The sequence below is a fragment of the Reticulibacter mediterranei genome, assembly GCF_016587455.1.
This window is the reverse complement of sequence record NZ_BNJK01000001.1, coordinates 2,423,592-2,447,860: the sequence shown is the minus strand read 5'-3', so window position 1 is coordinate 2,447,860 and position 24,269 is coordinate 2,423,592. Positions and strand designations below refer to the sequence as shown.

Sequence of the window (24,269 nt, the reverse complement as noted above, 5' to 3'; positions counted from 1 at the left end):
TGCTACCTTGCGACCGCCTCATTGATTTGTTGCCTACGCGCGAACTCTGCCTCTTCTAGAAACATGCGTTTGAGGAAGTGCCCAGTGTAGGATTGTGGGTTTTCCGCGACATCCTCGGGTGTGCCTTCGGCGATGACGCGACCGCCGTTGTCGCCACCCTCCGGTCCAAGATCGATCAAACAGTCCGCACTTTTGATAACATCCAGGTTATGCTCAATCACGACAATCGTGTTGCCAGTATCGACGAGGCGTTGTAAGACATCAAGTAAGCGATCAACGTCGGCGAAGTGCAGACCCGTCGTGGGTTCGTCCAGAATATACATCGTGCGGCCAGTGGCACGGCGTGACAACTCTGTTGCCAGCTTGACGCGTTGTGCTTCACCGCCCGAAAGTGTGGTGGCGGGTTGACCCAGCTTCATGTAGCCTAGACCCACATCGTTGAGCGTCTTCATCTTGTTGTAGATTGAGGGAACGTTGGCGAAGAACTCCGTTGCTTCCTCAACTGTCATATCCAGCACGTCAGAGATTGATTTGCCCTTGTAATGGATCTCCAACGCTTCACGATTGTAGCGCTTGCCGTGACAGACTTCGCAGGGAACATAGACATCGGGCAAGAAGTTCATCTCGATCTTCACGATGCCCTCGCCTTTGCAGGCCTCACAGCGTCCACCCTTCACGTTGAAGGAGAAGCGCCCTGGCATGTAGCCTCGGATACGCGACTCCGGTACCTGTGCGAACAACTCACGTATGCCTGTGAAGGCGTTCGTATAGGTTGCGGGGTTCGAGCGCGGTGTGCGACCAATCGGCGACTGATCGATATCAATCACTTTGTCCAGGTGTTCCAGCCCTTCGATGCTCTCATGCTCACCCGGCTTCTCGTGGGCGCGATGCAGAGCATGAGCCAGTTTGCGATAGAGAATATCGGTCACGAGTGTACTCTTGCCCGAACCGGAGACGCCTGTCACCGCAACGAACTTGCCGAGCGGGATCTCAACGTCGATATCTTTCAGATTGTTCTCACGCGCCCCGTGAATGGTCAATGTGTTGCCGTTGCCGGGTCGCCGCTCTGCTGGAACGGCAATCCGTTTACGGTGCGAGAGATAATCGCCGGTCAACGAGTGTTCGTTGGCAACGATCTCATCAAACGTGCCCTGTGCTACGATATGTCCGCCGTGTTCGCCCGCGCCGGGACCGATATCGATGATATAGTCTGCTGTGCGCATCGTATCTTCGTCATGCTCGACAACCAGCAGCGTATTGCCCAGGTTGCGCAAACGGGTGAGCGTCTTGATCAGGCGCTCGTTATCGCGCTGATGCAGGCCGATACTCGGCTCGTCCAGAATGTATAGGACGCCCATCAACCCTGAGCCGATCTGAGTTGCCAGACGAATGCGCTGTGCCTCGCCTCCTGATAAGCTCATGGCCGCTCGATCCAGCGTGAGGTAATCGAGGCCCACGTCGATCAGGAATTGCAAGCGGGCGCGAATCTCCTTCAACACCTGTCGGGCGATGAAGCGTTCTCGTTCGCTCAACGTTCCCTGTACCAGCGGTTCGCGGGGGTTGATCTTTGCCAGTGGATCACCCAGCCCATTGGCTTTGCCGTTGCCATTTTTCTTTTTGCTTACTCCAACAGCCTGTGCTGGAGCACTGGCCGTGCCATTTTCGGCCTCCAGCTCCTGGAAGAAGCGTTGGGCCAGGGTAATCGAGAGGCGGGTGACCTGAACGATATTGCGCGCTCCCACCGTGACTGCGAGTGCCTCTGGCTTCAAGCGAGCGCCGCGACAATCGGGGCAGAGGCGAGACGACATATAGCCCTCGATCTCCTCGCGCACGCCCTCGCTATCGGTTTCTCTATAGCGGTCGTTGAGCGTCGTAATCACGCCCTTAAAATGCACGATATGCGTGCGAGTGTTGCCCATCTGATTGGTATAGCGAATGGTCAAAGGTTCGGGTGAGCCGTTGAGCAGCATTGCCCGGACCTCCTCGCTTAACTCCCGCCAGGGCGTTTCCAGGCTGAAGTCGTAGCGATGGGCCACCGCCTCTAGGATCGTGCGATACCACGTACTGCCATTGACAACTTTGCTCCAGGGGGCGATAGCACCCTCCAGGATGCTCAGCTCAGGGTGCGTTACGACCAGTTCAGGATCGATCACCTGTTGCATGCCCAGACCCGTGCAGGTTGGACAGGCACCGTGCGGGCTGTTGAAGCTGAACGTACGCGGCGCGATTTCTGGCAGGCTGATGCCACAGTAGACGCAGGCCGCCTTCTCTGAGAACAGGATCTCTTCGCCGTCCACGACCGAGACCAGCACTACGCCGTTGCCAAGCTTGAGCGTCGTCTCTAACGAATCGCTGAGGCGCTGTCGGAAGGCCGGGTCAACATCGTCGTGGAACGTTGGGAGTGGCTCGGCATCGTCTGGCTCGCTCTGTCGCAGTTCGCTGCCAGCGTTTACATCGTAGAGCGAGGGTCGTTCTGCCACGCGCTTGAGTTGAGGTCGCGACGAACTGCCATCAGAGGTATCGGTTGCGTGTTCCTTTTTGCCCTTGCGGATAATCAGGCGATCAACGACGACCTCGATCGTGTGCTTTTTCTGTTTGTCCAGTTCAATCTCTTCGCTCAGATCGAGGATCTTACCATCGACGCGCACGCGGACATAGCCCGAACGTCGCATTTCTTCAAAGATGTTTTTATACTCGCCCTTGCGTCCCTGCACCAGAGGAGCGAGCAGGAGAATACGTGTACCCTCGCCCAGGCTCAATACTGCATCGACGATCTGTTGCAGTGTTTGCTGGCTCACCTCGCGTCCGCATTGAGGACAATGCTGATGTCCGATGCGAGCGTAGAGGAGACGCAGGTAGTCGTAAATCTCAGTGACGGTCCCTACAGTCGAGCGTGGGTTGTGTGTCGCGCCCTTCTGGTCGATCGAGATGGCTGGTGAGAGGCCATCAATATGATCCACGTCCGGCTTCTCCATCTTGTCCAGAAATTGCCGGGCATAGGCCGAGAGCGACTCGACATAGCGGCGCTGCCCTTCGGCGAAGATCGTATCGAAGGCCAGGCTGCTTTTACCAGAACCGGAGAGGCCGGTAATCACCACCAGCTTATCGCGGGGAATGGTCACATCAATATTTTTTAGATTATGCTCGCGGGCACCACGAATTACAATTTTATCTTGGGACATAAAATCCAACCATCCGTCACTGTCAATCGTTACAATATGTATGAGATACTTGCGAGTTACCAGCGAGATTTCATAGCTTCACCTGAAAATGCCGCCAGTGCTGGTTGCTTGCGGCAAGAGTCGAAAAATAAACAACATACAGAAAATAGTATGATGCAAACAAACGTTCCACCTAACACTACTATACTGCGGCCTTTCCGTCAAGTGGTAATGGGAGCGTGCAGATGGTTACAGAGTAATTGTATCTTTATGAGAGAGTGCAAAAGCATGCTCAATAGAGTGCCGTAACGAAATTGTGTATTCCCACTATATAACAGCAAAGAGATAGCAAATAATTCCTAAAAATAAGTATGAATTTACGAATTATAGCCTATAAATAGATGAGCCATTTGTTAGGATGGTCTACAATAGAATAGGTTGGACGGGCAGCAATCAGATTTATTGTCCTACCTCCTACATTGAGTAGCAAGCAGAACATTATGTAGGGAAAAAGCATGGATGCTGACACGGTCTATATCGACCCTCATCTGTCAGAAGCAGCGTTCTCTGTGCAACCCGGAGTGCGCGCCTCACCAGGCGATCATGAAGTGCGTCGAATATTGCCTTTGATGCTGTTGATCCTTTAGGAAACGTGCATAGTTGCATTTAAGGAGCGCAGGTGGATTCAGAGTTTGATTTTGAGAAACGCTATCGACTCTTTCGAGAGATTATCGAAACGATTGTCCTGACCGTTTTGATGTTTCTCATTATTCGTTTAGCGGTTCAGAACTTTAACATTGACGGTATGAGCATGGAGCCGAGCCTCCATAACCAGGAATTGATCCTGGTGGATAAGTGGTCCTATCTGTTTCATGCGCCAGCACGTGGTGATGTCATTGTTTTTGTTGCTCCACCGAATCCTGCTCAGGATTATATCAAGCGGGTTGTGGGCTTGCCGGGTGATGTGATTACCGTCCAGAATACGGATGTGTATGTCAATGGCAAGAAGTTGACCGAAGCCTATGTTGAGCCACATCATCAGGGCAATCCTTACCCGTCCTTTACCAATCGCGTCGTGCCGCCCGGTGCGTACTTTGTCATGGGCGATAATCGCGGAGGCAGCTCTGATTCGCGCGACTGGGGGTGCGTGCCGCAGAAAAATCTGATCGGACGGGCCGCCGTCGTCTACTGGCCACTTGCGCAGGACAATAATGGCTTGCTCCCCAATTTCTCCAGTGTGTTTACCAGCGTGCCCTCTTCTGCTGGTGTGACGACCAAAGATGTCTGCCCAATCATTCATAATCCCCAGGTTGGTACAACGTCGCCCGGTGATACCACGCCGTTTAATACGATGGCCCTGCTGGTGGTGGTGTTGCCTGGTATGTTTGTTGGTTGGCGACGCAGACATGAGTGGAAGCGCTCTTAATAAGACAAAACGCATAAAAAAACACTTTGCCCGGACAAAGTGTTTTTTTATGGATAATAATTTTTGCGGTCATAATGGCTAGCTAAGGACCAGATCCATTTCATGATCTTTCAATTGGACCGATTTGATTTGATGTTGTATGCGCGTTTGTGCTTCTGCAAAATGTTTGTTTAATAAGGTCGTGAAATCGGCGGAGGACATGACCAGTCCGACTGGCCCTTCTACCGTGACATTGCTCATTTGCAGCTGACCATTGACCGTTTTAGGAACGCCTGTGATGGCGTTTGACATCGTGCCAATTGGCGTCTCTACCTGGAAATCCAGCCGTACACCCTGCGGTGTAATGCTTACCGCAGGTTGCTTGATGGGGTCTGATGGAGCCAGGTTGAGTACGATCATATTTGTCAATGCACTCTCCTGTACTGGAATGGTGCTACCAGATGGTAATTGCGCGGCCTGGGGTGGAATCTGCTGTACGGACCGCTCCATTGCGTTATCGATCTGTGTTTGTGCCATTGTATGTAGATATGGCTGCATTCCGAATATCCAACCTGCCCCCACTACAACCAGCAGAAGGACAATTACTGTCAGACATCCTATACAACCCGCGGCCCGTCCAGGTCGCCTTGCCGGTCCAGACGCTGCTCTGGGATTTGCATTCATTGTCGCCGGAAACATGTTTGCTCCTGATTGAGTTTGATTTGCCTGATAATATGATAACGGAGCAGGTGGACCTGATGGAGACATAGTATTCTGTGGGTATGACGGATTGGCTGTTGACGGCCTCATGAATGGCGGCTGGGTTCTCGCTGATGCAGGAGGCGTTATTGGAAGGCCGGGAGATACTGGCGGCGGTTGGTGATGAGGAGGTAATGGGTAGACGCGCTGCGTCTCATCCAACGCGATCTCTGATGGTGCGGGAGCGATGGACATACCACAGTTGCCGCAAAAGTGGGAATTTGGGGCTAGAGGTTGGTTGCACTGGCTACAATTCATATGATCACCTGCCACTCTGTCTGTCTGCTACTCTCTACGCAAAATTTCGTTCATGGAAGCGATGATTTGCCGTCTCATTGTAGCATCGCTCTGTATTACCTGGACCACCTGAGCAATAAGCTGTTCCTCTTGTGTGGCAGGCAGATGGTATCCATATTGTTGATGAACAGCCGCCGCTGCCGCTCTGTGTATCTTTTCGTCGTCGCTCATCGGTGGCGGTGGTTGTTGCTGAGAACTGTGCTCGCTGGTTGTGCCAGGAGGACTCTCTCCCTGTAAGGGTTTGATGCCATTCGCTGCAAAAGGCACGTTTGAGCCGATCAAATGGGCCGAATGTGGCGTGGCTCGCTCAACGTGAACTGTGACCGTCTGCTTCTCTTCATCGAACGCAGTGATCGTTCCTTCCAGATAGATAACCTCTGGCGTTCCCCAATAGACGCGCTCTCCCTTGTGAAGCATCATGATCTGTGGCTCCAATCCTTGTCTATATCTCGCCTAATACATATATACGTTGAGATACCAGAGAAGTTCCACCTGAAAATTTGTGGAGTGATGACCATGCAGAGTGCGCCATGAAAAAACGGTGATCTGAGTACGGAGAAGGGAGGCTCTCTGTGCTCAGATCACCGTTTGCTGCCATATCAGGTGTTAGCATTCGCCCAATGCGTGCCAGGTTATGGGATCGACTATACCGGTAACGGGCAGAGCATGTTTGCTCTGGAAATCTCGTACAGCCGCATCGGTTCGTGTGTCGAAACGCCCATCAGCCCGGACGTTGTAGCCAAAAATCCAGCTTAACTCAACCTGGAGCGTAACCACTGCCTCTCCCGTTGATCCTTCTCGTACCGTCTGTGGACAAGCATGATTGGCGGCCATGAGAGGGCTTGCCGCTGCGACGTTTCTTGTTGCGGCAAATGTGTGCGTAGAAGTGATTGCTGCAAATAAGAGAGCACAAAGGACAAACGCGCCGATTGTGAGCGTTCGTACCAGTTTATTGTTCATTGATATATTCTCCTTCGTTGTAGTTAATATAGGAAGCGTAATCCTATTTTTATTGTAAATACTCGCCAAAACTCTATTGTTGGTGTGTGGCCATTTTCTCACGTGATGGGAACTGAAGAGATAATTTGTGATGAAGGCTCGATTATGGCGGAACGAGGCCTCTTCTATTTGCGAGCAAGAGCATAGTATCTCTGTTCTCACTGCCATAAAATTATGTTAAGCTGATGATGAGGATTTGATCCCCGTCAGGTGTTGTCGTCCATTCTCATGTATAGTTGCGAAGCGAAGAGGCACAATCAATGCTGGTCAAACAAACACAAGAGACATCTTCTTACGTGTCAGAGGCCGCTCCATCAGATCGGCTTCTCGTCTGTGTGCGTATTCTATGGTCTCTTTTGATTCCGTCGTTGGTTGCTCTTTCCTGTTTCTTCTTTCCCCGCTACCTTGAGCTGATGAGTACGATATGCCATGGGAGCGCTGCTACCTGCTCAGCTTTCCAGCCCAATATGCATACATTGCAGGCGTTACATGCAATAGGTCTCACCCTTGATAGGTATGTGTGGATTTCTGCCGTACTGATGGTGGCTTCGGCGCTGGTCTGGTGGCTGGTAGCTGCAATTATCGCCTGGAAGAATTTCAATCACTGGTTTGCCCTTAGCGTCTCTCTGCTGGCCGCTTTACAGGCAACGATGGATACGCGCCCACCAGATTTTTTATCTCCCTTGCCCATGCTCTGGCAATGGGTATTGATGGGCTTTATTGGCCTCGTTGAGACGATGTATCCCTTGCTAGGTGTGTTTTTTCCAGACGGAAAGCTGGCTCCTCGTTGGACCCGCTGGATTTTGATCGTCTGGTTTAGCATCGGGCTGCCCTGCAATTTGCTGGCTGATATGCCTTCCGTCTCTCCTGAGTGGCAGGAGTGGTGCGGGCTGGTGTTTAGCTATTGCTGGTACGGTTGTATGGCGGCTGTTCTTGTCGCTCAAGTCTATCGCTATCGACATGTCTATGGGCCTGTAGAGCGCCAGCAAACCAAATGGGTTCTCTTCTGCGGCGTGCTGGTGGTGCTTCAGCAGACCATTCAGTACTCGTTGCAATGGATATTTCCTGTGCTGAACGAACCAGGCTCACTTTTTAATATGTTTTATTATGTAGCGATACGCACGTTTCTCTCTTTGCTCTCACTTTCGATTTTGATGGCGATGTTGCGTTATCGCCTCTGGGATGTCGATGTCTTCATTAATCGGGCGCTCGTCTATGGCACGCTGACGATCATCCTGGTTCTTGTTTACGTTGGACTTGTGCTGGCACTCGGCACTTTATCGCGTCATCTGATCGGCCAGTCCGATGCGCCCGCGATGATTATTTCTACCTTGATTGTGGTAGCGCTCTTGCAGCCGTTGCGCAGGCGTTTGCAGGAGAGCATTGACCGTCGTTTTTATCGCAGTAAATATAATGCAGCGCAGGTGATTGCAGCTTTCAGCGCGACATCGCATAATAGAGCCGACCCAATGGAGTTGAGTACCCATCTTTTAAAAGTCGTTGAAGATGCTATGCGCCCGACGCATGTTTCGCTCTGGATGCGAAAGTCAAAACAACGTAAAGAGCAATAGCAGGTGAGCGGGAATAAAAAGCTGGGAATATTTGTAATATAGAGAGGAAATATCAATACGCGTACGCTATTCACTATTCTGTGTTATTGCTTTGATCCCCCTTGGTGGTCTGTTACTCCCGCTTGATGAACGATCAGTAGATGATAATCTGTGGATAATCACCAGAACATCGCTTTTCCTCTTCCATCGGACTGTGAGATGTGATATCTTACAGGAGTTATTTTTTGTAAATCGGGTAGAATTGAGCGCTCTGCGGGGCGCGTCTTGTATGTTAAGGACACTTTGACACGACTATGCACGAGAAAAGTTTACAAACTCTAGAATATCCCAAAATTCTGGCGAAGATTGCGGGGGAGGCCGCTTTCTCTGCCAGCAAAGATCTGGTCATGGCATTGGAGCCAACTCCCGATTTGGAGGAGGCGCGGCGTCGTCTTGCCTATACCACTGAAGCCTCCCGTTTGATCGATCTGTCTGCTGATGCTGGAGTGCGCGGCGCTCATGACGTGCGTTCGCTGCTGGCTCGTGCCGCTCGTGATGGTGTCCTGCTGCCTTCCGACCTGGTAGAAGTATTGGAGACAGTTCGTAGCTCGCTCTACGTCGCTCAATTGCTGACAAAGCTTGATGCCGAGACCTTCCCGTTGCTGCACAGTCTGGGTAGCGATATGCCACAGCGACCCCGCATTGCGCATCGCATCGAGGAGACGGTGAGCGAAGATGGCGAGATTCTGGATACCGCCAGTCCGACTTTGCGCAAACTACGTTTCGATATTCGCGGTGCCAATCAGCGCTTGCAGGAGCGCTTACGAACGCTGGTCAACGAGTTCGGCAACGCTTTGCAGGAGCCGATCATCACGATTCGCAATGATCGTTATGTTATTCCTGTGAAAGCGGAGAGTCGCGGCCACGTGCGCGGCATTGTTCATGATCAATCCTCCAGCGGTGCGACAGTGTTTATTGAGCCGATGGTGGTTGTAGAACTCAATAACCGAGTGCGCGAACTGCAAATCGAGGAGAGGCAGGAGATTGAGCGTATTCTGCGCGTCCTTTCGGGCGAGATCGGGCAGGAGGCAGAGTCGCTCAAGGTTGCCGTTGAACTGCTGGCTGAGTTTGACTTCCATCTGGCAAAGGCCCGCTATGCTCGCTTGACGCACGCCAACGCGCCGCGCCTCAACGATCAGGGACGCATCGATTTGCGCAATGCTCGCCACCCGTTGTTGACCGGGAAAGTGGTTCCGACTAATTTCCATCTTGGGCGCGACTTCTTTATGGTTGTGATTACTGGTCCAAACACTGGCGGTAAAACGGTGGCGCTGAAGACGGTCGGTTTGCTTACGTTGATGGCGCAATCGGGTTTGCATATTCCGGCTGATTTCGGTTCGGAGATCGCCGTTTTCAACGATGTGTTTGCCGATATTGGAGACGAACAGAGTATTGAGCAGAGCCTGAGTACCTTCTCGTCTCACCTGAGCCGCATCATCGAAATCTTGCGGCGCGTGGATGAGGAGCAGAAGCGGCTTGAGCCTGATATTCGCGGCAGATTGTCAGAAACATTGGTGAAGAAGCGGGATCAGTTGCCGGTTCTCATACTGCTTGATGAACTGGGAGCTGGTACCGATCCGAGCGAGGGGTCGGCGCTGGCACGTGCTATCCTGACCTATCTGTTGGAGCGCCACGTAACGACAGTGGCGACCACGCACTACTCGGAATTGAAGGCGTTCGCTCATGAGCAGGCAGGGGTGGTCAATGCCTCGGTCGAGTTCAATATCGAGACGCTGTCACCAACGTATAAGTTGAGCATTGGTCTGCCTGGACGCAGTAATGCGCTGGCAATTGCAAATCGGCTGGGCCTGGAGCCAGATATTATCGAGCGGGCGCGCGAGTTCCTGGGCAGCGCTGGCGTGCGGATGGAAAATCTGCTTGAAGGGCTGCAAACGGAGCGCAAGGCCGTTGAGGATGAGCTGTTCCATCTCAACATGGAGCGAGCCGAAGCGGAGTATCAGCGCAAACAGCTTGAAGAGGAGCGCCATACCCTGGAAGAGCAGCGTGTGAGAGTTCTCAACGAGGCACGTGCTCAGGCACGACGCGAACTGGAAGAGGTGCAGACGCAACTGGCAAAGATCAAAATCGATGTCAGCCGTGTCAATATGACGCGTGAGCGCCTGGGTGAAGCGCGTCAAGTGGCGCGTCAGCTTGAGGAGAAAGTACGCTCCGTTCCAGAGCCAGTTCGCACACGGAAGAGGGAGCCAGAACCAGAGCGACTTGCAGGGCCGTTGCAAATTGGCGATACGGTGCGTGTACTCAGCTTTGGTCAGAATGCGGAACTGGTTGGACTCTCCGCTGATCGAAGTGAGGCCGAGGTGCAGATGGGTGCGTTACGTTTCCGCGTCAATGTGGATAATATCGAGCGGCTCAGCAAGCGCAAAGCGGCGAAAGAGGAATATGCAACGGTTAACGTTGTGCTCCCGCGTAATGACGATCGTCCCATTGTTTCCACCCAGCTCGATATGCGCGGTTGGCGCGTCGAGCAGGCGTTGGAAGAGCTGGAGACGTATCTCAACGACGCGGCGCTTTCGGGCATGTCGTCGGTCCGTATCGTTCACGGCAAGGGAACGGGGGCGCTCCGTGCCGCTGTTCGTGAGCAACTTGCGCGTCATCCTCTGGCAAAATCATACGCCTCCGCACCTCCACAGGAAGGCGGCGATGGCGTAACGGTCGTCAAATTAAGTGGCTAAATTGAGTGCGGCGGAGTCATCCCAAATTTTTCTTCTACTAGACCCAATACCTTCTTCAGAAAAATTTAGGATGACTCCTCTCTCTTCTCCTTATCAAAAAAGCTCTGGATCTCCATCTACAGAGAGTGGTTGATCCCAATATCGATCGATTTCGGCATGCACTTCCGTGACACTCATCCCCAATTGGTAGGCAGTGACACGCAGATGGTGTAGAGCGCTGGCAAGTTGCTTACGACGCTCCTGCTCTGAGAACTGCGGCGATCGATCTGCTACCCTGACCCCTTTTCGCGCCGACGTGACGATCCACCCCTCGCGTTCCAATTCATTATATGCCCGGACGACGGTGTTAGGTGCGACACCAAGATCGTTGGCAAACTGGCGTACTGAGGGCAAGCGTTGACCTGGTGGCAAGCTTGCCGAGGCAATGAGTGTACGTAGTTGTAAGCGAATCTGTTCATATGGTGGCACTGAACTGTTGTGATTGAGAAGGATTAAAAGGTCAGGCACGTACTACAAGGCTCCTTTTTCTCCAGGGCCATCCTGTCTTTCTGCCACCCAGATAGATAGCGCTCATCATTTGCCCCGGCCACACTGTAGGTAGCCAGCACAGTAGCCAGAGGAACGTTACGAACAACTGGCCTGCGAGCAGGGAAGGCGACGAGAGAAGCCAGGGCAGGAAAAAGAACCATTGGAGGGTAATATAATTGCGTACGTTGTTCACAATTCCTCGATACATAAAGTTGATAACCAGCACGCGCAAGAGTTCGTCTGCATGTCTGGAAACGGCTGGATCGGTTGTGACGATCAGGCGAGGCAGTGTGACAACACGACGTTGACAAATTTCTCCAACAAGCATGATAAGGAGCATACCCAGGCAGATCACAAGACGCACCCAGAGAGCTGGTACAGACTGTTCTGTCTGGCCCAACAATCGAGGCAGGACAAGGAGAAGTGAACAGTTAGCAGCGAACAGCAATGCAAAGAGCCAGGGAAATACCCCTGAACGGTAATCAGAGAGGTGGCGTTCACTGACATCAGCATAAGCAACGTGAGATTGCATGGTTTGCCTGACCACTATATAGGTACTTCCTTCTGAATAGTTTTTGCAGAAAAAAACTTGTTATCTGTATCACCCATATGATACAGATAATCAGAGACTGTGTCAAGAGGTTGATACAGTTGATCAGGGTTATTGGGTTGTTGTCCTCCAACTGGCACAAAGATGGCACACGCTGGTCATTGATTTGGCAGGGATAGAGACGTATAACTTTGATTGAATAAACCCTGTGTGCCAAGCGTCTTTATTACTACAGAAGCTATCTGCGTTTTTGCCAGAGAGGACAACACCTATGAATCTTGATTGGGGGATCATCATCTGCATGCTCGTCTCCTTCATTGCTGGATTGTCAGTAGGAGTCGTGCTGGCCCGTCCCAGAGTTATGTGCTAAAAATACTGTTTAAGAGGATGAAACGTACAGGTTTCATCCTCTTTTTTTCTCCCTGCCTGAGTATCTGGTAGACCTTCGATAACGACCTGGGAAGTGAATACAAATATAGCGGAATTTGGTGGTATTTCGTGGTATATTTGTGAGTGGATGCCCGATACATCCACTCGGTTCCATCAAATACATGAAGGAGTTGTATTGTAAACTATGGACAGGGACAGTGCTTTTGAGACGGTGAGAAACGTTGGTTCGCGCGGTTGGCGGATCGGCGTAGATGAGTTAGGTGGCTTCAGAAAGTTTATTTTGCGCGGCAACGTTGTAGATCTTGCCGTTGGTATCGTGATCGGCGCAGCTTTTACCAGCGTCGTCACTGCTTTTGTCAAAGATATCATCACTCCGCTTATTCCCGTGACTGGCAATCAAAACCTGGCAACCTTGTTTATCCCGCTCTATGGAGGAGGGAAACTGCTGGTTGGCGACTTCATTAACGCTATCATTAGCTTTTTAATTGTGGCGGCCATTATCTATTTCTTCGTTGTGCGTCCCGTCACCGCTTTACAGGATCGTTTTCTCCCTAAGAAGGAGCCTGAAACTCCCCACACGAAGGATTGTCCGTTCTGTCTGAGTACCGTGCCATTGAAGGCGACCCGTTGTGCCTATTGTACTGCCCAATTGCCTCCCGCCGAGGAGTCGTAAGGGTTAACTGTGCTGCTGCTCTGCACATGCCTTTAGTGGATAGCGGCAGCACATGATACTGACGATAAAAATTGTGCTGCTTGCACAGAGCGCGTAGGCTAGAGTATACTTTGCGGTGGACAACTGATGATGCTGTAATGTGGCTGATGTCGCCTGCTGATGAAAACCGGGGTGCGTGAGATATTTGCTGACACCCCTTTTTATTCTGAGATTTTGTAAGGACAGAGGAGAACACTGCTCATGTCGTCAACATCCGAGCCAATACGCCTGGAAGATCGGATTCGTGATATTCCCGACTTTCCACAAAAAGGGGTCTTGTTTAAGGATATCACTCCTATGTTACAGGATGGTCCATCGTTTCATGCCGCTCTGGATCGTCTCGCCGCCCATTATGCCGGTGCCGGTATTCAAACCGTCGTTGGCGTGGAATCGCGCGGCTTTATCCTGGGAGCGCCACTGGCGTATCTGCTCAACTGCGGTTTTGTGCCTGTGCGCAAATTCGGCAAGCTCCCTTCCCAGACCGTTAGCGTCGAATACGCTCTGGAATATGGCACAAATGTCGTCGAGGTTCATAAGGATGCGATTCAGCCTGGAGAGCGCGTCCTGATCGTCGATGATCTGTTGGCGACTGGAGGAACCGTCTCGGCGGCGATGGAACTGGTGGAGAAGCTGGGAGGCCATATCGCAGGCATTGCTTTCCTGGTGGAATTGACTTTCCTCAAGGGCCGCGAGCAGTTGAAGGGGCACGACGTTTTTGCCCTCATCAAATACTGATCGATGCATGCGGATGAGGGGAGCAACTCCCATCCGCATACACGTGCTACTCCCAACCAAGCCAGGTTGTTTTCTGAGCGACTGGCGTTGGATGGCGCTCCTCACGCGTGATCGCAGGGAAACCAACATAGAGAAACGCAACGATGTGATCTTCGTGGCTCACTCCTAACCAGCGCTTGACCAGGGGATCATAGGCAGCATCTCCCGTACGCCACTTAGCAGCCAGCCCCATCTCTTCTGCAACCAGCAACATATTTTGTACTGCTGCCGCTGTTGCCTCGATATTCTCGATATCCATCACTTTGGCTTGTTGGGCATGGTCTGCTACAACCGCTATCACAACCGGCGACTCTAACGGCTTGTTGCGCTCTTTGTGCAATAATGCCTGAGCCTTTTCGCTGGTTTTGTCTTCCATACGCGCTAGCAGCGATTCTTGCAGCACCTCGCCGAACTCTTCACGTGCCCGGCCTGCGAACACAAAAAAGCGCCAGGGTTCGACGCGATGGTGATTGGGTGCGTGCGTTGCCGCCTCCAGCAGTTGTTGGATCTGCTCACGAGAAGGACATTGTTCCGTCATCTTGCCAATACTGCGTCTTTGTTGAATAGTTTCACGTACCGTAGTCGTAATCTTTTTCTGAAATGTATCCATTCTTCTCATGTCTATTACTGATATATCTGTTGAGTTTATTATGTATCTCAGCAGAAATGTAAACTATATGTTCTATTATAGATCGGTTTTGTTATTCGACAAGTGGGTTATGCAGAGGATTGTTTTGTCATCGCATTTAACTCATCTCTATTGCCGTAGAATACATTGAAGTCTACGAACTCGGTTATACCAGAAACGCGGCCACGGCTACAGTATTGCCAGAACGTCCAGGTGTTGACGCCACTCCATTGGATGGGGAGCAGTGACGAATTCATCCAGACCTGATACTCGTCAAAGTTGCCTTTGACGTATTCGATATACCTATCACTATCCGTATAGATAATTGGTTTCATCCCATAGTGCTGTTCGAGCCGATCAAGAAATGCCTTGATTTCACGGATCATCGCCATGCGATCCTTCCCTGTCACTTCCAGATCCAACACAGGCGGGAGCATTCCGGGTTCTTTCGGAACCACGCTGATGAAGTTGTGAGCCTGTTCCGCGCCGCTGAGATACTCAATATAGAAATGATATGCGCCTCGGAGCAGTCCATAGGTTTTTGCCCCACGCCAGTTTGCCTGAAAATAGGCATCTTTGTATGCTGTACCCTCGGTTGCTTTGATAAACACAAAGGTATACTCGCCAGTTTGGGCCACGCTGCGCCAATCGATCTGCTTTTGATGATTCGACACGTCGAGGCCGCGCATCCTGTAATTGGAGACAAATAGATTGTTAGGCCAGACGATCCCCGCGTACATAAGGGCACTGAGTAGAAAGAAACAGAGGAGTAAGAATAGAAGCGAGAAGAAGCCTCTTTTGAAAATTTTTCGCGTCATGCTCAATGATACCAACCTTCCACTGATATGACTTTATGTCGATGATAACATATTCGCCTCCTGGTCACATTCTCTCGATCTGGCGTGTCAGAAAAATGACAGAGCAATCTGATCGCAATAAAAATCTGACCGGGTAAAACTGAAAGAAATGCCTGGATGTGTTTAATCAGGAGAGGAAAAGAAGTATGTCAACGATAACTGGAAGAGAAGAGCGCGTGAGAAAATTGAAGGTAATTGGCTATTGGACAGCTACGGCAATCGTGGCCTTCGAGCTTTTATTAGGCGGCGTGATGGCCCTGGTACATGGGCGAAACATGCTCATCGGCGAGCCTCTTGTCACCATCTTTGACCACTTAGGCTACCCTGTATATTTGCTCACAATCCTCGGAATATGCAAGCCGCTTGCAGGCGTTGTTTTGCTGATACCAGGTTGGCCCCGGCTCAAAGAATGGGCATATGCTGGCTCCTTTATCAGCTTGCTAGGCGCACTGGTCTCGGATGCACTGTGTGGCTATGCTGTGTATGCTCTCTTCGCCCTCGGCTTCGCCGTTCTGACGCTCGTTTCCTGGGCGCTGCGACCACAAAGCCGTACTCTCGGAGTTCTTTCTTCCGTCAAGTTCTGATGGGAGGCTGTCCCAAAAAGGAGACTACAACCCTCTTTCTAGATAACAACCATGCGATGGTTATTCGGATGCTTAACGATAGAAAAGAGGAACATATTATGATTCTGGTTACTGGAGCGACGGGAAACGTCGGACGTGAGGTTGTGAACCTGCTACTCGCTAGCGGCGAGAAAGTCGTGGCTGTCACTCGCCATCCTGCTACTGCTGTGTTACCTGAGGGCACGCACGTGGTAGGCGGCGATCCCACCCGCCCACATACCCTGGTAGAGGTACTGCGTGGCATTGAGACGATCTTTATTAGCCCACGCGCTCTGGGGGATGCCACAGCTGGGGCCGCGACCGCAGAACTGCTCAAGCTTGCGGCTGAGCAGGGAGTACAGCGAGTGGTTGCGCTGTCGGCTGTTACCGTAGAGTATGGCGGTGGATATCAGCGCTTTGCCGATGCTTTCAGGGCCGTCGAGGATGCGGTTCGTGCCTCTGGTTTGCAGTGGACCATTCTGCGCTGCGCTGATTTCGCGTCGAATGCTCTGGCCTGGGCACCACAAATCCGCCACGCGAGTGTCGTGCGCGGAGTCTACGGTGATGGAGCGACGGCGACCATCCATGAACGAGATATTGCCGCCGTCAGCGCCCGTGTACTGGTGAACGCTGAGTATGCGGGGCGCTCCTATGCGCTGACTGGCCCACAGTCACTCACCCAACGCGCTAAACTCCACATAATCAGCGAGGCCATTGGCAAAGATGTGCCCTGGGTGGAAGTTGCTCCTGAGCAATTCCGCCAGGCGATGCTTGCTCAGGGCCTTCCCGAAGATGTCCCCGACAGGGTGATTGGCTACTGGGTCGATCGCGTCCAGCAGCCGGGACCGTCTACGGATACCGTAGAGCAGATTCTTGGCCGTCCTGCGCTCACCTTCGCTCAATGGGCAGCCGAGCATGCTGTAGCTTTTCGGAGTTGAAAAAGCGAGACTTTTCACATCCACGCGGATGTGAAAAGTCTCGCTTGATAAAAATTGCTATCTGTCATCATTAGAAACAAGAGTATCGGCCTGTACACCTTCACTATGCGGTTATACTGAGACTGAAAAAGGCTCCATCGGGCAGCTCCTCCCAGCCATGTTTGGCGTAAAAGCTGCGCTGGTACGATTCGCGGATACGGCGGTTCATCAGCATCAGTCGTGTGCATCCTCGCTTGAGGGCATAGGAGTGAACGGTCTCTAAGAGATGGCTCCCGGTGCCTTTGCCCGTCTCGTCTGGATGGACAAACAGCTCTGAAACATAGCCATCGATGCCGCGCATCAGGTTGGGGAACCAGTGTACTGCGAGATACCCAACCACTGTTCCCTGTTCACGCTCGGCCACCAGTACCGTATTGCAGCCAGAGCGCTCTTCCTGTTCCAGCAGATGAGCCACACGCTGCTCTGTTGAAGCTGGAGCCTCGTTTTTCATATGTTCAATCCAACATAAAGAGCGCAATATAGCCGCAATAGCCGCCGCATCTTCCCGCCGTGCCTCACGAATAAGAATATCTGATTCCGCCATACGTTTTTCTCGCTCTCATTTATACTTTCGTCCATGTATTTGCAAGCCATTCAGCATGAGAGATACCGCTGCTCTGTATTGCTTGAAGCAAGAGGGTTGTGTCAAAAGGAGTACGTCGTAACTCCACATTTAATGCATCACCTTCTATACTGAGAATTGCGTATTCCGCCCAGGCTGGATGGCGCACCTCTGCAAGCGGAGAGACGCGATCCATTCCAAATCCCACGCTACCAGGATTTAAAACGAGCATGTCTTTATGACGACGAAACATCTGCATATGGGTATGCCCTCCTACCATGATGTGAGCGTTATAGCCGGCGAAGGCCTGCTCCAGATCTTCCTCAGATGTTGTGGGGCGCAAGAGTTCACTAAACGAACGCGGGGAGCCGTGATAAGCCAGCAGCGTTTTCCCATTGAGAAAAGGATAGCTGATGGTGGGTTGGAAACTGCTGATATAGGCTTTATCCGCCTCCGTTAGTTGCTGCGCGCACCAGCGTCCGATATCTTCCCAGCGGTTGCCAGGCTCGTTGGCAGGTTGTAGCAATGATGGATTCAACAGCTCTGCATCGGTATTGCCCATCACTACGGGGCAACCGATGCTCTGGAGCCGGGCGAGGACTTGTAGCGGCTGAGGCCCAAACGCCGCTACATCACCCAGGCAAAGTATATGTTGAGAATCATGCGCGATATTCTGTTGTGCAATCTCTGCTAGAACGGCCTCTAATGCGACGAGATTTCCGTGAATATCGGAGATAAGAGCCAGGCGCATCCCTGCTCATCCTTTCTGTTGCCTGTTTATTGTCCCTTTTTCTACGCTCTACGACTGGCTTTCGCTCTTCTCTGCGATCTGGACTTTCGTGCCGTTGCTGTTGAGTAGATTGCCCTCAAGTCCGATGGATGGCAGAAGTTGCGCCTGTGCCTGTGTACTCAGCGGCAAGGCCCACAGCTTGATGAAGCCTAGCGCCGCATTGTGATCGAACTGATCTCCGGTCTCATAGGTTGCCAGGCCGAGGCTGTAGAGCGAGTGATCTGATTTGCGACCAACCACCGCGCAGCGTCCGCGTGAGAGCTTCATACGGACCGTGCCGCTGACGAAGCGCTGCGTGCTCTGTACATACGCTGCCAGATCTTGATGCAGGGCGCTGTACCACTGTCCATTGTAGATCAGGCGGGCGTACTCTCCGGCGATAATCTCTTTGAAGCGGATCTGGTCGCGGCTCAACGTCAGGCTCTCCAACGCTTTGTGCGCAGCGAGTAGCACCACACCAGCCGGAGCCTCATAGATTTCGCGTGACTTGATGCCCACAAGACGGTTCTCGATATGATCGACACGCCCGATGCCATATTCGCCAGCCTGCTTGTTGAGCGTCTCGATGATGGTGACGCCATCCAGTTCTTCGCCGTTCAGCGCTACAGGAACGCCATTCTGGAAGGTGATCTCCACATAGCTTGGCTCTTTCGCTGCTGCGGTGTCGGGATCGACGGTCCAGGCGTAGACATCGGCGGGAGGCTCGGCCCAGGGATCTTCCAGAATGCCACATTCGATGCTGCGACCCCACAGATTTTGATCGGTGGAGTAAGGGCTGGCGTTGGTAACAGGAATGGGGATGCCACGCTCGGCGGCGTAGGCGATCTCGTTGTCGCGCGTCATGCTCCACTCGCGAACGGGCGCGATAATCTTGATCTCGGGCGCGAGCGTATTGATGGAGACATCGAAGCGAACCTGATCGTTGCCTTTACCGGTACAGCCATGCGCAACGGCAACCGCACCCTCTTGTTTGGCGACCTCAACCATCAGGCGCGCGATCAGCGGACGAGCCAGGGCTGTTGCCAGAGGATATTCTCCCTCGTACACCGCCCCTGCTTGTAGCGCGGGCCACACAAAGTATTTCACAAAATCCGCACGCGCATCAACAATCAACGATTTAACCGCGCCGATTTTGTTGGCACGCTCGGCGATGGCCGGGAGATCGCGATCGTTGCCAACGTCGATAGTCAGGGCAATGACATCCAGATCGTATTTTTCTTTAATCCAACGAATCGCGATTGAAGTATCCAGGCCGCCCGAATAGGCAAGAACAACTGTTGCCATGAATTTATGCATCCTCCAAGATAAGAAACGGCAGAAACGACTTTTGCCGTAGATTATAATTCTTCGAAAATTTTAACGTCATAAGGACCGACCAGTTGTTGAATTGCCTCTTTAAATTTGATGGCGCGGCCTGTCCATGTCTTTTGCGCCTCTTCCAGACGCTCTTGATCCAGCGCTAATCCGAGATTGCCCGGACCTCCCAGATGGCTGCGGGCATGCAAGCGTGCGACAAGCTGCTCCTGAGTCTCAACGGGAGATGGAATACCCCGATCAAGCTGAGCTGTTACCTCTGCTCCGACAATTTTATAAGCATCGCGGAAGGGTATGCCTGAAGTCGCGGCCATATCATAAGCACGATCAGCGGCGAACAGCTCAAAAGTGCACGCTGCAACGGTGCGCTCGGTGTTGACCGTCAATTTGCTCACCACCAGCGAAGAGATGTCTAGGCACTCCTGTACGAGATCGAGCGCCTCCATAAAGGGTCGCTTGGTCTCCTGATAGTCCATGTTGTAACCGGAGGGGAGGCCCGACACGATGCCGAGAATCTGCTGTTGCCAGGCCAGCATCGTCTGGGTGCGAGCGCGGATCAGTTCCATCATGCCGAGATTGCGCTTCTGTGGCATAATACTGCTGCCCTCGCACAGATCTTGCGGAACCTGAAAGAAGCCGTACTCAACAGTGGTGAAGAGCAAGATATCCTGAGCCAGCTTGCTGAGGTCGAGCATGATCTGTGATAACGACTGTACGATGGCCGCTTCGACCTTGCCGCGACTGTTTTGAGCATAGAGGACATTGTTTTGCACACGTGCAAAGCCGAGCTTATCAGCTACAAGCTGGCGGTCAATGGCAATTGGTACACCATAGCTGGCGGCAGAACCAAGTGGGCATTGATCGGCAATAGCATAGGCACCGGAGAGCAGTTGCTCATCGTCCAGCAGCGCCTCAGCGAAGTTGGTGGCCCACAGGCCAACCGAGGAGAGCATGGCGCGCTGCATATGGGTATAGCCGGGCATTGGCACGTCGGCATGCTCTTGCGCAAAGTGCAGGAGCGTGGCGCACAGAGTCATTAATTTCTGACTGACGTACTGCAACTGCTCTTTGCTATAGAGCCGCATATCCACCTGGACCTGATCGTTGCGCGAACGGGCCGTATGAATCTTCTTTCCTGCCGCGCCAGTGTGGACCGATAGATAGTTCTCGACGCTCGTATGGACATCTTCATCTGACGGCTGGATCGTGAAGGCGTTGTCGGCCTCCAATTCAAGAATACTACACAGGGCTTTGTGCAGGGCTTCGTGCTCTCCCGTGTTGAGAATGCCGATGTGTTGCAACATGGCGGCGTGAGCGAGCGATCCCCACACATCGTGACGAATCAGTCGAGCGTCGAGGACGCTGTTCTGGGCGGCCTCGAAGCGCTCGATTTGCTCGTTCAAACTATAGCCCTTCTGCCATAGTTTGGTCATCTGTTATACCTCTTCCACTGCGATTCCTGCCAGTTGGTTGCGGCGGGCAATCAGTTCATATGGGATGCCTCGCAGATGAGCTGCGGGGGCACATTCTTTCTGGTTGAAGCTGGCGCTGTTGATAGAGCGAACATCGGGGAAAAAGAGGCCGCTCGTGGATGCGCGCGCGCGAATATCGATGTTGCCTTTGTACAGATCAACCACATATTCGCCGTTGACCACCTTCTGCGTATTGGCGATGAAGGCGTCGATGGCGCTTTTCAAGGGGTGGAACCACTCACCATGATAGACCAGTTGCGCCCAGCGTGCATCAAGCTGTTGCTTCAACTGCACCTCTTCTTTGGTCAGGGTGTAAAACTCCAGGTCGTGATGGAGCTTGAGCAGGATGGTGGCAGCGGGAGCCTCATAGATCTCGCGCGATTTCAGGCCCATGATGCCGTCCTCGAAGATGTCGATCTTGCCGATGCCGTTCGCGCCACCAATCACGTTAAGCTGCTTGATGATCTCATCAAGCGGCAACTGTTCGCCGTTGAGCGCGACGGGCAGGCCATTCTGCCAGGTGATTTTGAGGGTGGTTGGCTTGTCTGGAGCCTTCGTTGGTGGCACGAGCCAGAGCCAGATCGAATTGGGCAGTTTCGTATCCAGGCCAATACCTCCACTGGCAATCGAGCGGCACCACATGGTTTTGTCATCTCCACCTGCGATCAACTCGTCAATAGGCATACCAAAATGCTCCATCAAGAGCTGCTCTTCGCCACGAGTCAGGTCGAAGTCACGGACAGGAACAAAGATCGAGAGGCCAGGAGCGAAGAGGCTAAAGACGTTGTGCATACGATACTGATCGTTGCCTTTGCCGCTGGAACCCTCCATCAAGGCATTACAACCAAGCTCGACAGCCTTCTGCGCCACTTTTGCTGCGATCAACTGACGGGTCATCGAGGTCGAGACAGGGTAGCCATTGTAGTTGGAGTTGGCCTGAATCGCTTTCGTCAGCCAGTGATTGGTAAATTCTTCTTTGATGTCGATGACGATAGGGGTGATGCCCAGCTTCTCAGCATTCTCCCGGCTCATCTTGAGTTCGTCTTCACCCTGCCCAACATCGGCGTTGATGGCGAATAGCTTTGCGGCGTGATATTTGCTCTCTGCGAGCTTGACGCATAAAGTGGAGTCAAGGCCGCCTGAGTAGGCGAGGGCAATCGTTTTGCCCTGGGGGACATCAACGACATCCACTTTCTGAAGCGCCACTTCGAGGGCGCTGCTCTTGGTGTTGACCTGTGCGTTACCTTCCTGATTGATTGTTGACATGGTGCGATACTCCTTCAAAATGATGTAGTCTGGAAGGAGCAGGACATAAAAAAATCCCCCGCCCCTTCCGCGAACTCTTGAAGGGACGAGAGTGTATTCGCTACACACCCCGTGGTGCCACCCTACTTGTCTTTCCTCTTTTGTGGGAGAACCATTACCTGACTCTCCTGTCCTATCGCACTGGGACCAGATGGAAAGACCTCTTTACGGTTATATGCTGCGTGGGAACCGCCCACCTGACCTACTTATTTGCTGCTCTACATGCAAGCTGCAAATTTTCTTCGGTCAGCCGCTCACGAAGGCGTTCTGAAGAGTACGTATCCGTTCCGAACTTCCACTCTGCTTCGGATCGCTGTTGGCCGCCGCTCTCATACTGTTTCGATCAACGCGGGTCAGTCTCGTGTCGTATGTAATTGTATGTTCACAAGCATACCAGCAAATTTTTAAAAAGTCAAATTGAGTGGCATGGATGTTCTGTCCACGAATTTTGCCTGTCTATAGACTTTCTCGTATAGTTGTTTCCTCTGCTCATTCTTTCCCATGTATGCTTTTATCTATGCTTTGCACCAATTTTCAGCGTTGTTGCTGACTTTTCAAACCTTCACTGCGGCCCGCCGTATAGTAATAGACGATCAAGCGAACGCAATCGCTTGATCTGTGAGATGGACTTTACGTGAGAGCAAATGAAAGGGTAATACATGCAAATATCCACATATAAAGATCAACTACTGGCTCCGTATGAATGGTATCGTACGATGCGTGAGACGCAGCCAGTGTATCACGATGAAGAGCATGGTGTCTGGCACCTGTTTCGTTATGCCGATGTCTTGCGTGGATTGAGCGACTATGCAGTGTTCTCGTCAGATCCAAGATCGGCGATGGAGTGGGAGCCGGAGGGACCGGAGCCTATTCTAGAAAGCATTCTGCGTATGGACCCGCCGCGCCATCGCCAACTGCGCAGTCTGGCAACCCAGGCATTCACGCCGCGTGTTGTGGCACAGCTTGCTCCGCGTATTGAAGCCATTACAAACGATCTGCTGGATAAGATACCCATGACTGGCGAGCTGGATGTGGTGCGAGATCTGGCCTATCCGCTCCCTGTTACCGTTATTGCCGAACTGCTCGGCATTCCGTCCGAGATGCGCGCCGATTTCAAACGCTGGTCCGACGCCCTGGTCTCTGATGAGGGCGAGGAAGCCAGAGATACGCTCTTTGCGGAGATCAAGAGCATGTATGCGTATTTTACTCAGGTGCTTGAGGAGCGTAGACAACATCCCCAGAAGGATCTGATCAGCGATCTGCTGGTTGCTGAGGTTGATGGGCAGCATCTCAGCGACGTTGAACTGCTTGGTTTCTGTGCTCTCTTGCTGGTCGCTGGCAACGAGACCACCACCAACCTGATCGCCAATAGCATTCTCAGCTTTGATCGCAATCCAGAGGTCGTCGAGCGGCTGCGTAACGATCCAGCGCTGATCCCGGGCGCAATTGAGGAGGCGTTGCGCTACATCTCTCCCGTCAAGGCGATGGCTCGCTTTACAAAGGCTGAAGCGGTGTTGGGCGATCAGCGCATCCCTGAGAAGCAGGTGGTAATTGCCTGGATGGCCTCTGCCAATCGTGATGAGAACCAGTTCCCAGATGCTGATCGCTTCGATATCCAGCGCGAACCCAACCGACACCTCGCCTTTGGGCATGGCATTCATTTCTGTCTGGGTGCTCCCCTGGCTCGTCTGGAGGCAAAGATCGCATTGACCGCCATGTTGAAACGTTTCCCCGGACAGTGGCGCGTGCCGGATGTTCCGCTGCAACCGATCAAAAGCGAGATCGTCTTTGGTGTGAAGAATCTGCCGATGAACTGGGGCTAGAGCAGTGTTCCTGCAATCTCATGCCTGTAATCTTATAAAAACATGAGATTGCAGGAAACAA

General features: G+C 52.4%; 22 protein-coding genes. 9 read left to right on the top strand and 13 right to left on the bottom strand.

The genetic code is table 11. The annotated features are described in order from the left end of the window. Nucleotides 1-2: 2 nt before the first annotated feature. Nucleotides 3-3,182, bottom strand: coding sequence for an excinuclease ABC subunit UvrA (gene uvrA, locus K3T83_RS10420; protein WP_220202907.1), 3,180 nt, complete (start codon nucleotides 3,180-3,182; stop codon nucleotides 3-5). A gap of 494 nt (nucleotides 3,183-3,676) precedes the next feature. Between uvrA and K3T83_RS57175 the strand changes: the two genes are divergently transcribed. Further along, complete coding sequence (locus K3T83_RS57175; RefSeq protein ID WP_268963449.1) at nucleotides 3,677-3,808, top strand: hypothetical protein; 132 nt, start codon at nucleotides 3,677-3,679, stop codon at nucleotides 3,806-3,808. Nucleotides 3,809-3,840: 32 nt separating this feature from the next. Then, entirely contained in the window at nucleotides 3,841-4,587 is a 747-nt protein-coding gene (gene lepB, locus K3T83_RS10415; RefSeq protein ID WP_236064868.1) for a signal peptidase I, read from the top strand. A gap of 78 nt (nucleotides 4,588-4,665) precedes the next feature. Here lepB and K3T83_RS10410 read toward each other — a convergent pair whose 3' ends face one another. The 3 genes from K3T83_RS10410 to K3T83_RS10400 all read right to left on the bottom strand — a co-directional run bounded on the left by K3T83_RS10410 (nucleotide 4,666) and on the right by K3T83_RS10400 (nucleotide 6,582). Further along, nucleotides 4,666-5,265 carry a hypothetical protein gene (locus K3T83_RS10410; RefSeq protein WP_220202906.1) on the bottom strand — a complete coding sequence of 200 codons (600 nt, stop codon included), beginning with the start codon at nucleotides 5,263-5,265 and terminating at the stop codon, nucleotides 4,666-4,668. 345 nt (nucleotides 5,266-5,610) lie between these two features. Beyond that, a complete protein-coding gene (locus K3T83_RS10405; RefSeq protein ID WP_220202905.1) occupies nucleotides 5,611-6,042 on the bottom strand; it encodes a hypothetical protein in 432 nt (143 codons plus the stop codon). 186 nt (nucleotides 6,043-6,228) lie between these two features. After that, nucleotides 6,229-6,582 carry a peptidoglycan-binding domain-containing protein gene (locus K3T83_RS10400; RefSeq protein WP_220202904.1) on the bottom strand — a complete coding sequence of 118 codons (354 nt, stop codon included), beginning with the start codon at nucleotides 6,580-6,582 and terminating at the stop codon, nucleotides 6,229-6,231. 299 nt (nucleotides 6,583-6,881) lie between these two features. Here K3T83_RS10400 and K3T83_RS10395 point away from each other — a divergent pair, with 299 nt between their 5' ends. Both K3T83_RS10395 and K3T83_RS10390 read left to right on the top strand, forming a co-directional pair. After that, nucleotides 6,882-8,192: a hypothetical protein gene (locus tag K3T83_RS10395; protein ID WP_220202903.1), complete on the top strand. Its 1,311-nt coding sequence runs from the start codon at nucleotides 6,882-6,884 to the stop codon at nucleotides 8,190-8,192. A gap of 293 nt (nucleotides 8,193-8,485) precedes the next feature. Next, complete coding sequence (locus K3T83_RS10390) at nucleotides 8,486-10,924, top strand: endonuclease MutS2 (RefSeq protein WP_220202902.1); 2,439 nt, start codon at nucleotides 8,486-8,488, stop codon at nucleotides 10,922-10,924. 93 nt (nucleotides 10,925-11,017) lie between these two features. On the opposite strand, the gene K3T83_RS10385 is transcribed toward K3T83_RS10390, so the two are convergent. Both K3T83_RS10385 and K3T83_RS10380 read right to left on the bottom strand, forming a co-directional pair. After that, nucleotides 11,018-11,431, bottom strand: a complete 414-nt coding sequence (locus tag K3T83_RS10385) for a GntR family transcriptional regulator (RefSeq protein WP_220202901.1) — start codon at nucleotides 11,429-11,431, stop codon at nucleotides 11,018-11,020. Beyond that, nucleotides 11,424-11,999 carry a hypothetical protein gene (locus K3T83_RS10380; protein ID WP_220202900.1) on the bottom strand — a complete coding sequence of 192 codons (576 nt, stop codon included), beginning with the start codon at nucleotides 11,997-11,999 and terminating at the stop codon, nucleotides 11,424-11,426. Before K3T83_RS10380 ends, K3T83_RS10385 begins: the two co-directional genes overlap by 8 nt. 577 nt (nucleotides 12,000-12,576) lie before the next feature. On the opposite strand from K3T83_RS10380, the gene mscL reads away from it, so the two are divergent. Both mscL and K3T83_RS10370 read left to right on the top strand, forming a co-directional pair. Continuing rightward, complete coding sequence (mscL, locus tag K3T83_RS10375; RefSeq protein WP_220202899.1) at nucleotides 12,577-13,065, top strand: large conductance mechanosensitive channel protein MscL; 489 nt, start codon at nucleotides 12,577-12,579, stop codon at nucleotides 13,063-13,065. A gap of 240 nt (nucleotides 13,066-13,305) precedes the next feature. Then, nucleotides 13,306-13,839 (top strand): adenine phosphoribosyltransferase, encoded by a 534-nt coding sequence (locus K3T83_RS10370; RefSeq protein ID WP_308441672.1) that lies wholly within the window; start codon nucleotides 13,306-13,308, stop codon nucleotides 13,837-13,839. Nucleotides 13,840-13,885: 46 nt separating this feature from the next. Here K3T83_RS10370 and K3T83_RS10365 read toward each other — a convergent pair whose 3' ends face one another. Together K3T83_RS10365 and K3T83_RS10360 are read right to left on the bottom strand one after the other, a co-directional pair. After that, nucleotides 13,886-14,488: a nitroreductase family protein gene (locus K3T83_RS10365; protein WP_220202898.1), complete on the bottom strand. Its 603-nt coding sequence runs from the start codon at nucleotides 14,486-14,488 to the stop codon at nucleotides 13,886-13,888. Nucleotides 14,489-14,595: 107 nt separating this feature from the next. Next, on the bottom strand, nucleotides 14,596-15,180 hold the full coding sequence (locus K3T83_RS10360) for a GH25 family lysozyme (protein ID WP_236064867.1): 585 nt from the start codon (nucleotides 15,178-15,180) through the stop codon (nucleotides 14,596-14,598). A gap of 329 nt (nucleotides 15,181-15,509) precedes the next feature. On the opposite strand from K3T83_RS10360, the gene K3T83_RS10355 reads away from it, so the two are divergent. Both K3T83_RS10355 and K3T83_RS10350 read left to right on the top strand, forming a co-directional pair. Further along, nucleotides 15,510-15,947: a DoxX family protein gene (locus tag K3T83_RS10355; protein WP_220202896.1), complete on the top strand. Its 438-nt coding sequence runs from the start codon at nucleotides 15,510-15,512 to the stop codon at nucleotides 15,945-15,947. Nucleotides 15,948-16,045: 98 nt separating this feature from the next. Beyond that, nucleotides 16,046-16,903 carry an NAD(P)H-binding protein gene (locus K3T83_RS10350; RefSeq protein ID WP_220202895.1) on the top strand — a complete coding sequence of 286 codons (858 nt, stop codon included), beginning with the start codon at nucleotides 16,046-16,048 and terminating at the stop codon, nucleotides 16,901-16,903. Between the two features lie 103 nt (nucleotides 16,904-17,006). Here the strand turns inward: K3T83_RS10350 and K3T83_RS10345 are convergent, their stop codons facing one another. The 5 genes from K3T83_RS10345 to argG are packed head-to-tail and all read right to left on the bottom strand — an operon-like array spanning nucleotide 17,007 to nucleotide 22,346. Further along, nucleotides 17,007-17,486, bottom strand: coding sequence for a GNAT family N-acetyltransferase (locus tag K3T83_RS10345; RefSeq protein WP_220202894.1), 480 nt, complete (start codon nucleotides 17,484-17,486; stop codon nucleotides 17,007-17,009). 19 nt (nucleotides 17,487-17,505) lie between these two features. Then, nucleotides 17,506-18,255: a metallophosphoesterase family protein gene (locus K3T83_RS10340; RefSeq protein WP_220202893.1), complete on the bottom strand. Its 750-nt coding sequence runs from the start codon at nucleotides 18,253-18,255 to the stop codon at nucleotides 17,506-17,508. A gap of 48 nt (nucleotides 18,256-18,303) precedes the next feature. Beyond that, complete coding sequence (locus tag K3T83_RS10335) at nucleotides 18,304-19,578, bottom strand: argininosuccinate synthase (RefSeq protein ID WP_220202892.1); 1,275 nt, start codon at nucleotides 19,576-19,578, stop codon at nucleotides 18,304-18,306. Nucleotides 19,579-19,631: 53 nt separating this feature from the next. Further along, entirely contained in the window at nucleotides 19,632-21,041 is a 1,410-nt protein-coding gene (gene argH / locus K3T83_RS10330; RefSeq protein WP_220202891.1) for an argininosuccinate lyase, read from the bottom strand. A 3-nt stretch (nucleotides 21,042-21,044) separates the two neighbouring features. Then, nucleotides 21,045-22,346, bottom strand: coding sequence for an argininosuccinate synthase (gene argG, locus K3T83_RS10325; protein ID WP_220202890.1), 1,302 nt, complete (start codon nucleotides 22,344-22,346; stop codon nucleotides 21,045-21,047). Between the two features lie 698 nt (nucleotides 22,347-23,044). Here argG and K3T83_RS10320 point away from each other — a divergent pair. Further along, nucleotides 23,045-24,208 (top strand): cytochrome P450, encoded by a 1,164-nt coding sequence (locus K3T83_RS10320; protein ID WP_220202889.1) that lies wholly within the window; start codon nucleotides 23,045-23,047, stop codon nucleotides 24,206-24,208. Nucleotides 24,209-24,269 lie beyond the last annotated feature (61 nt).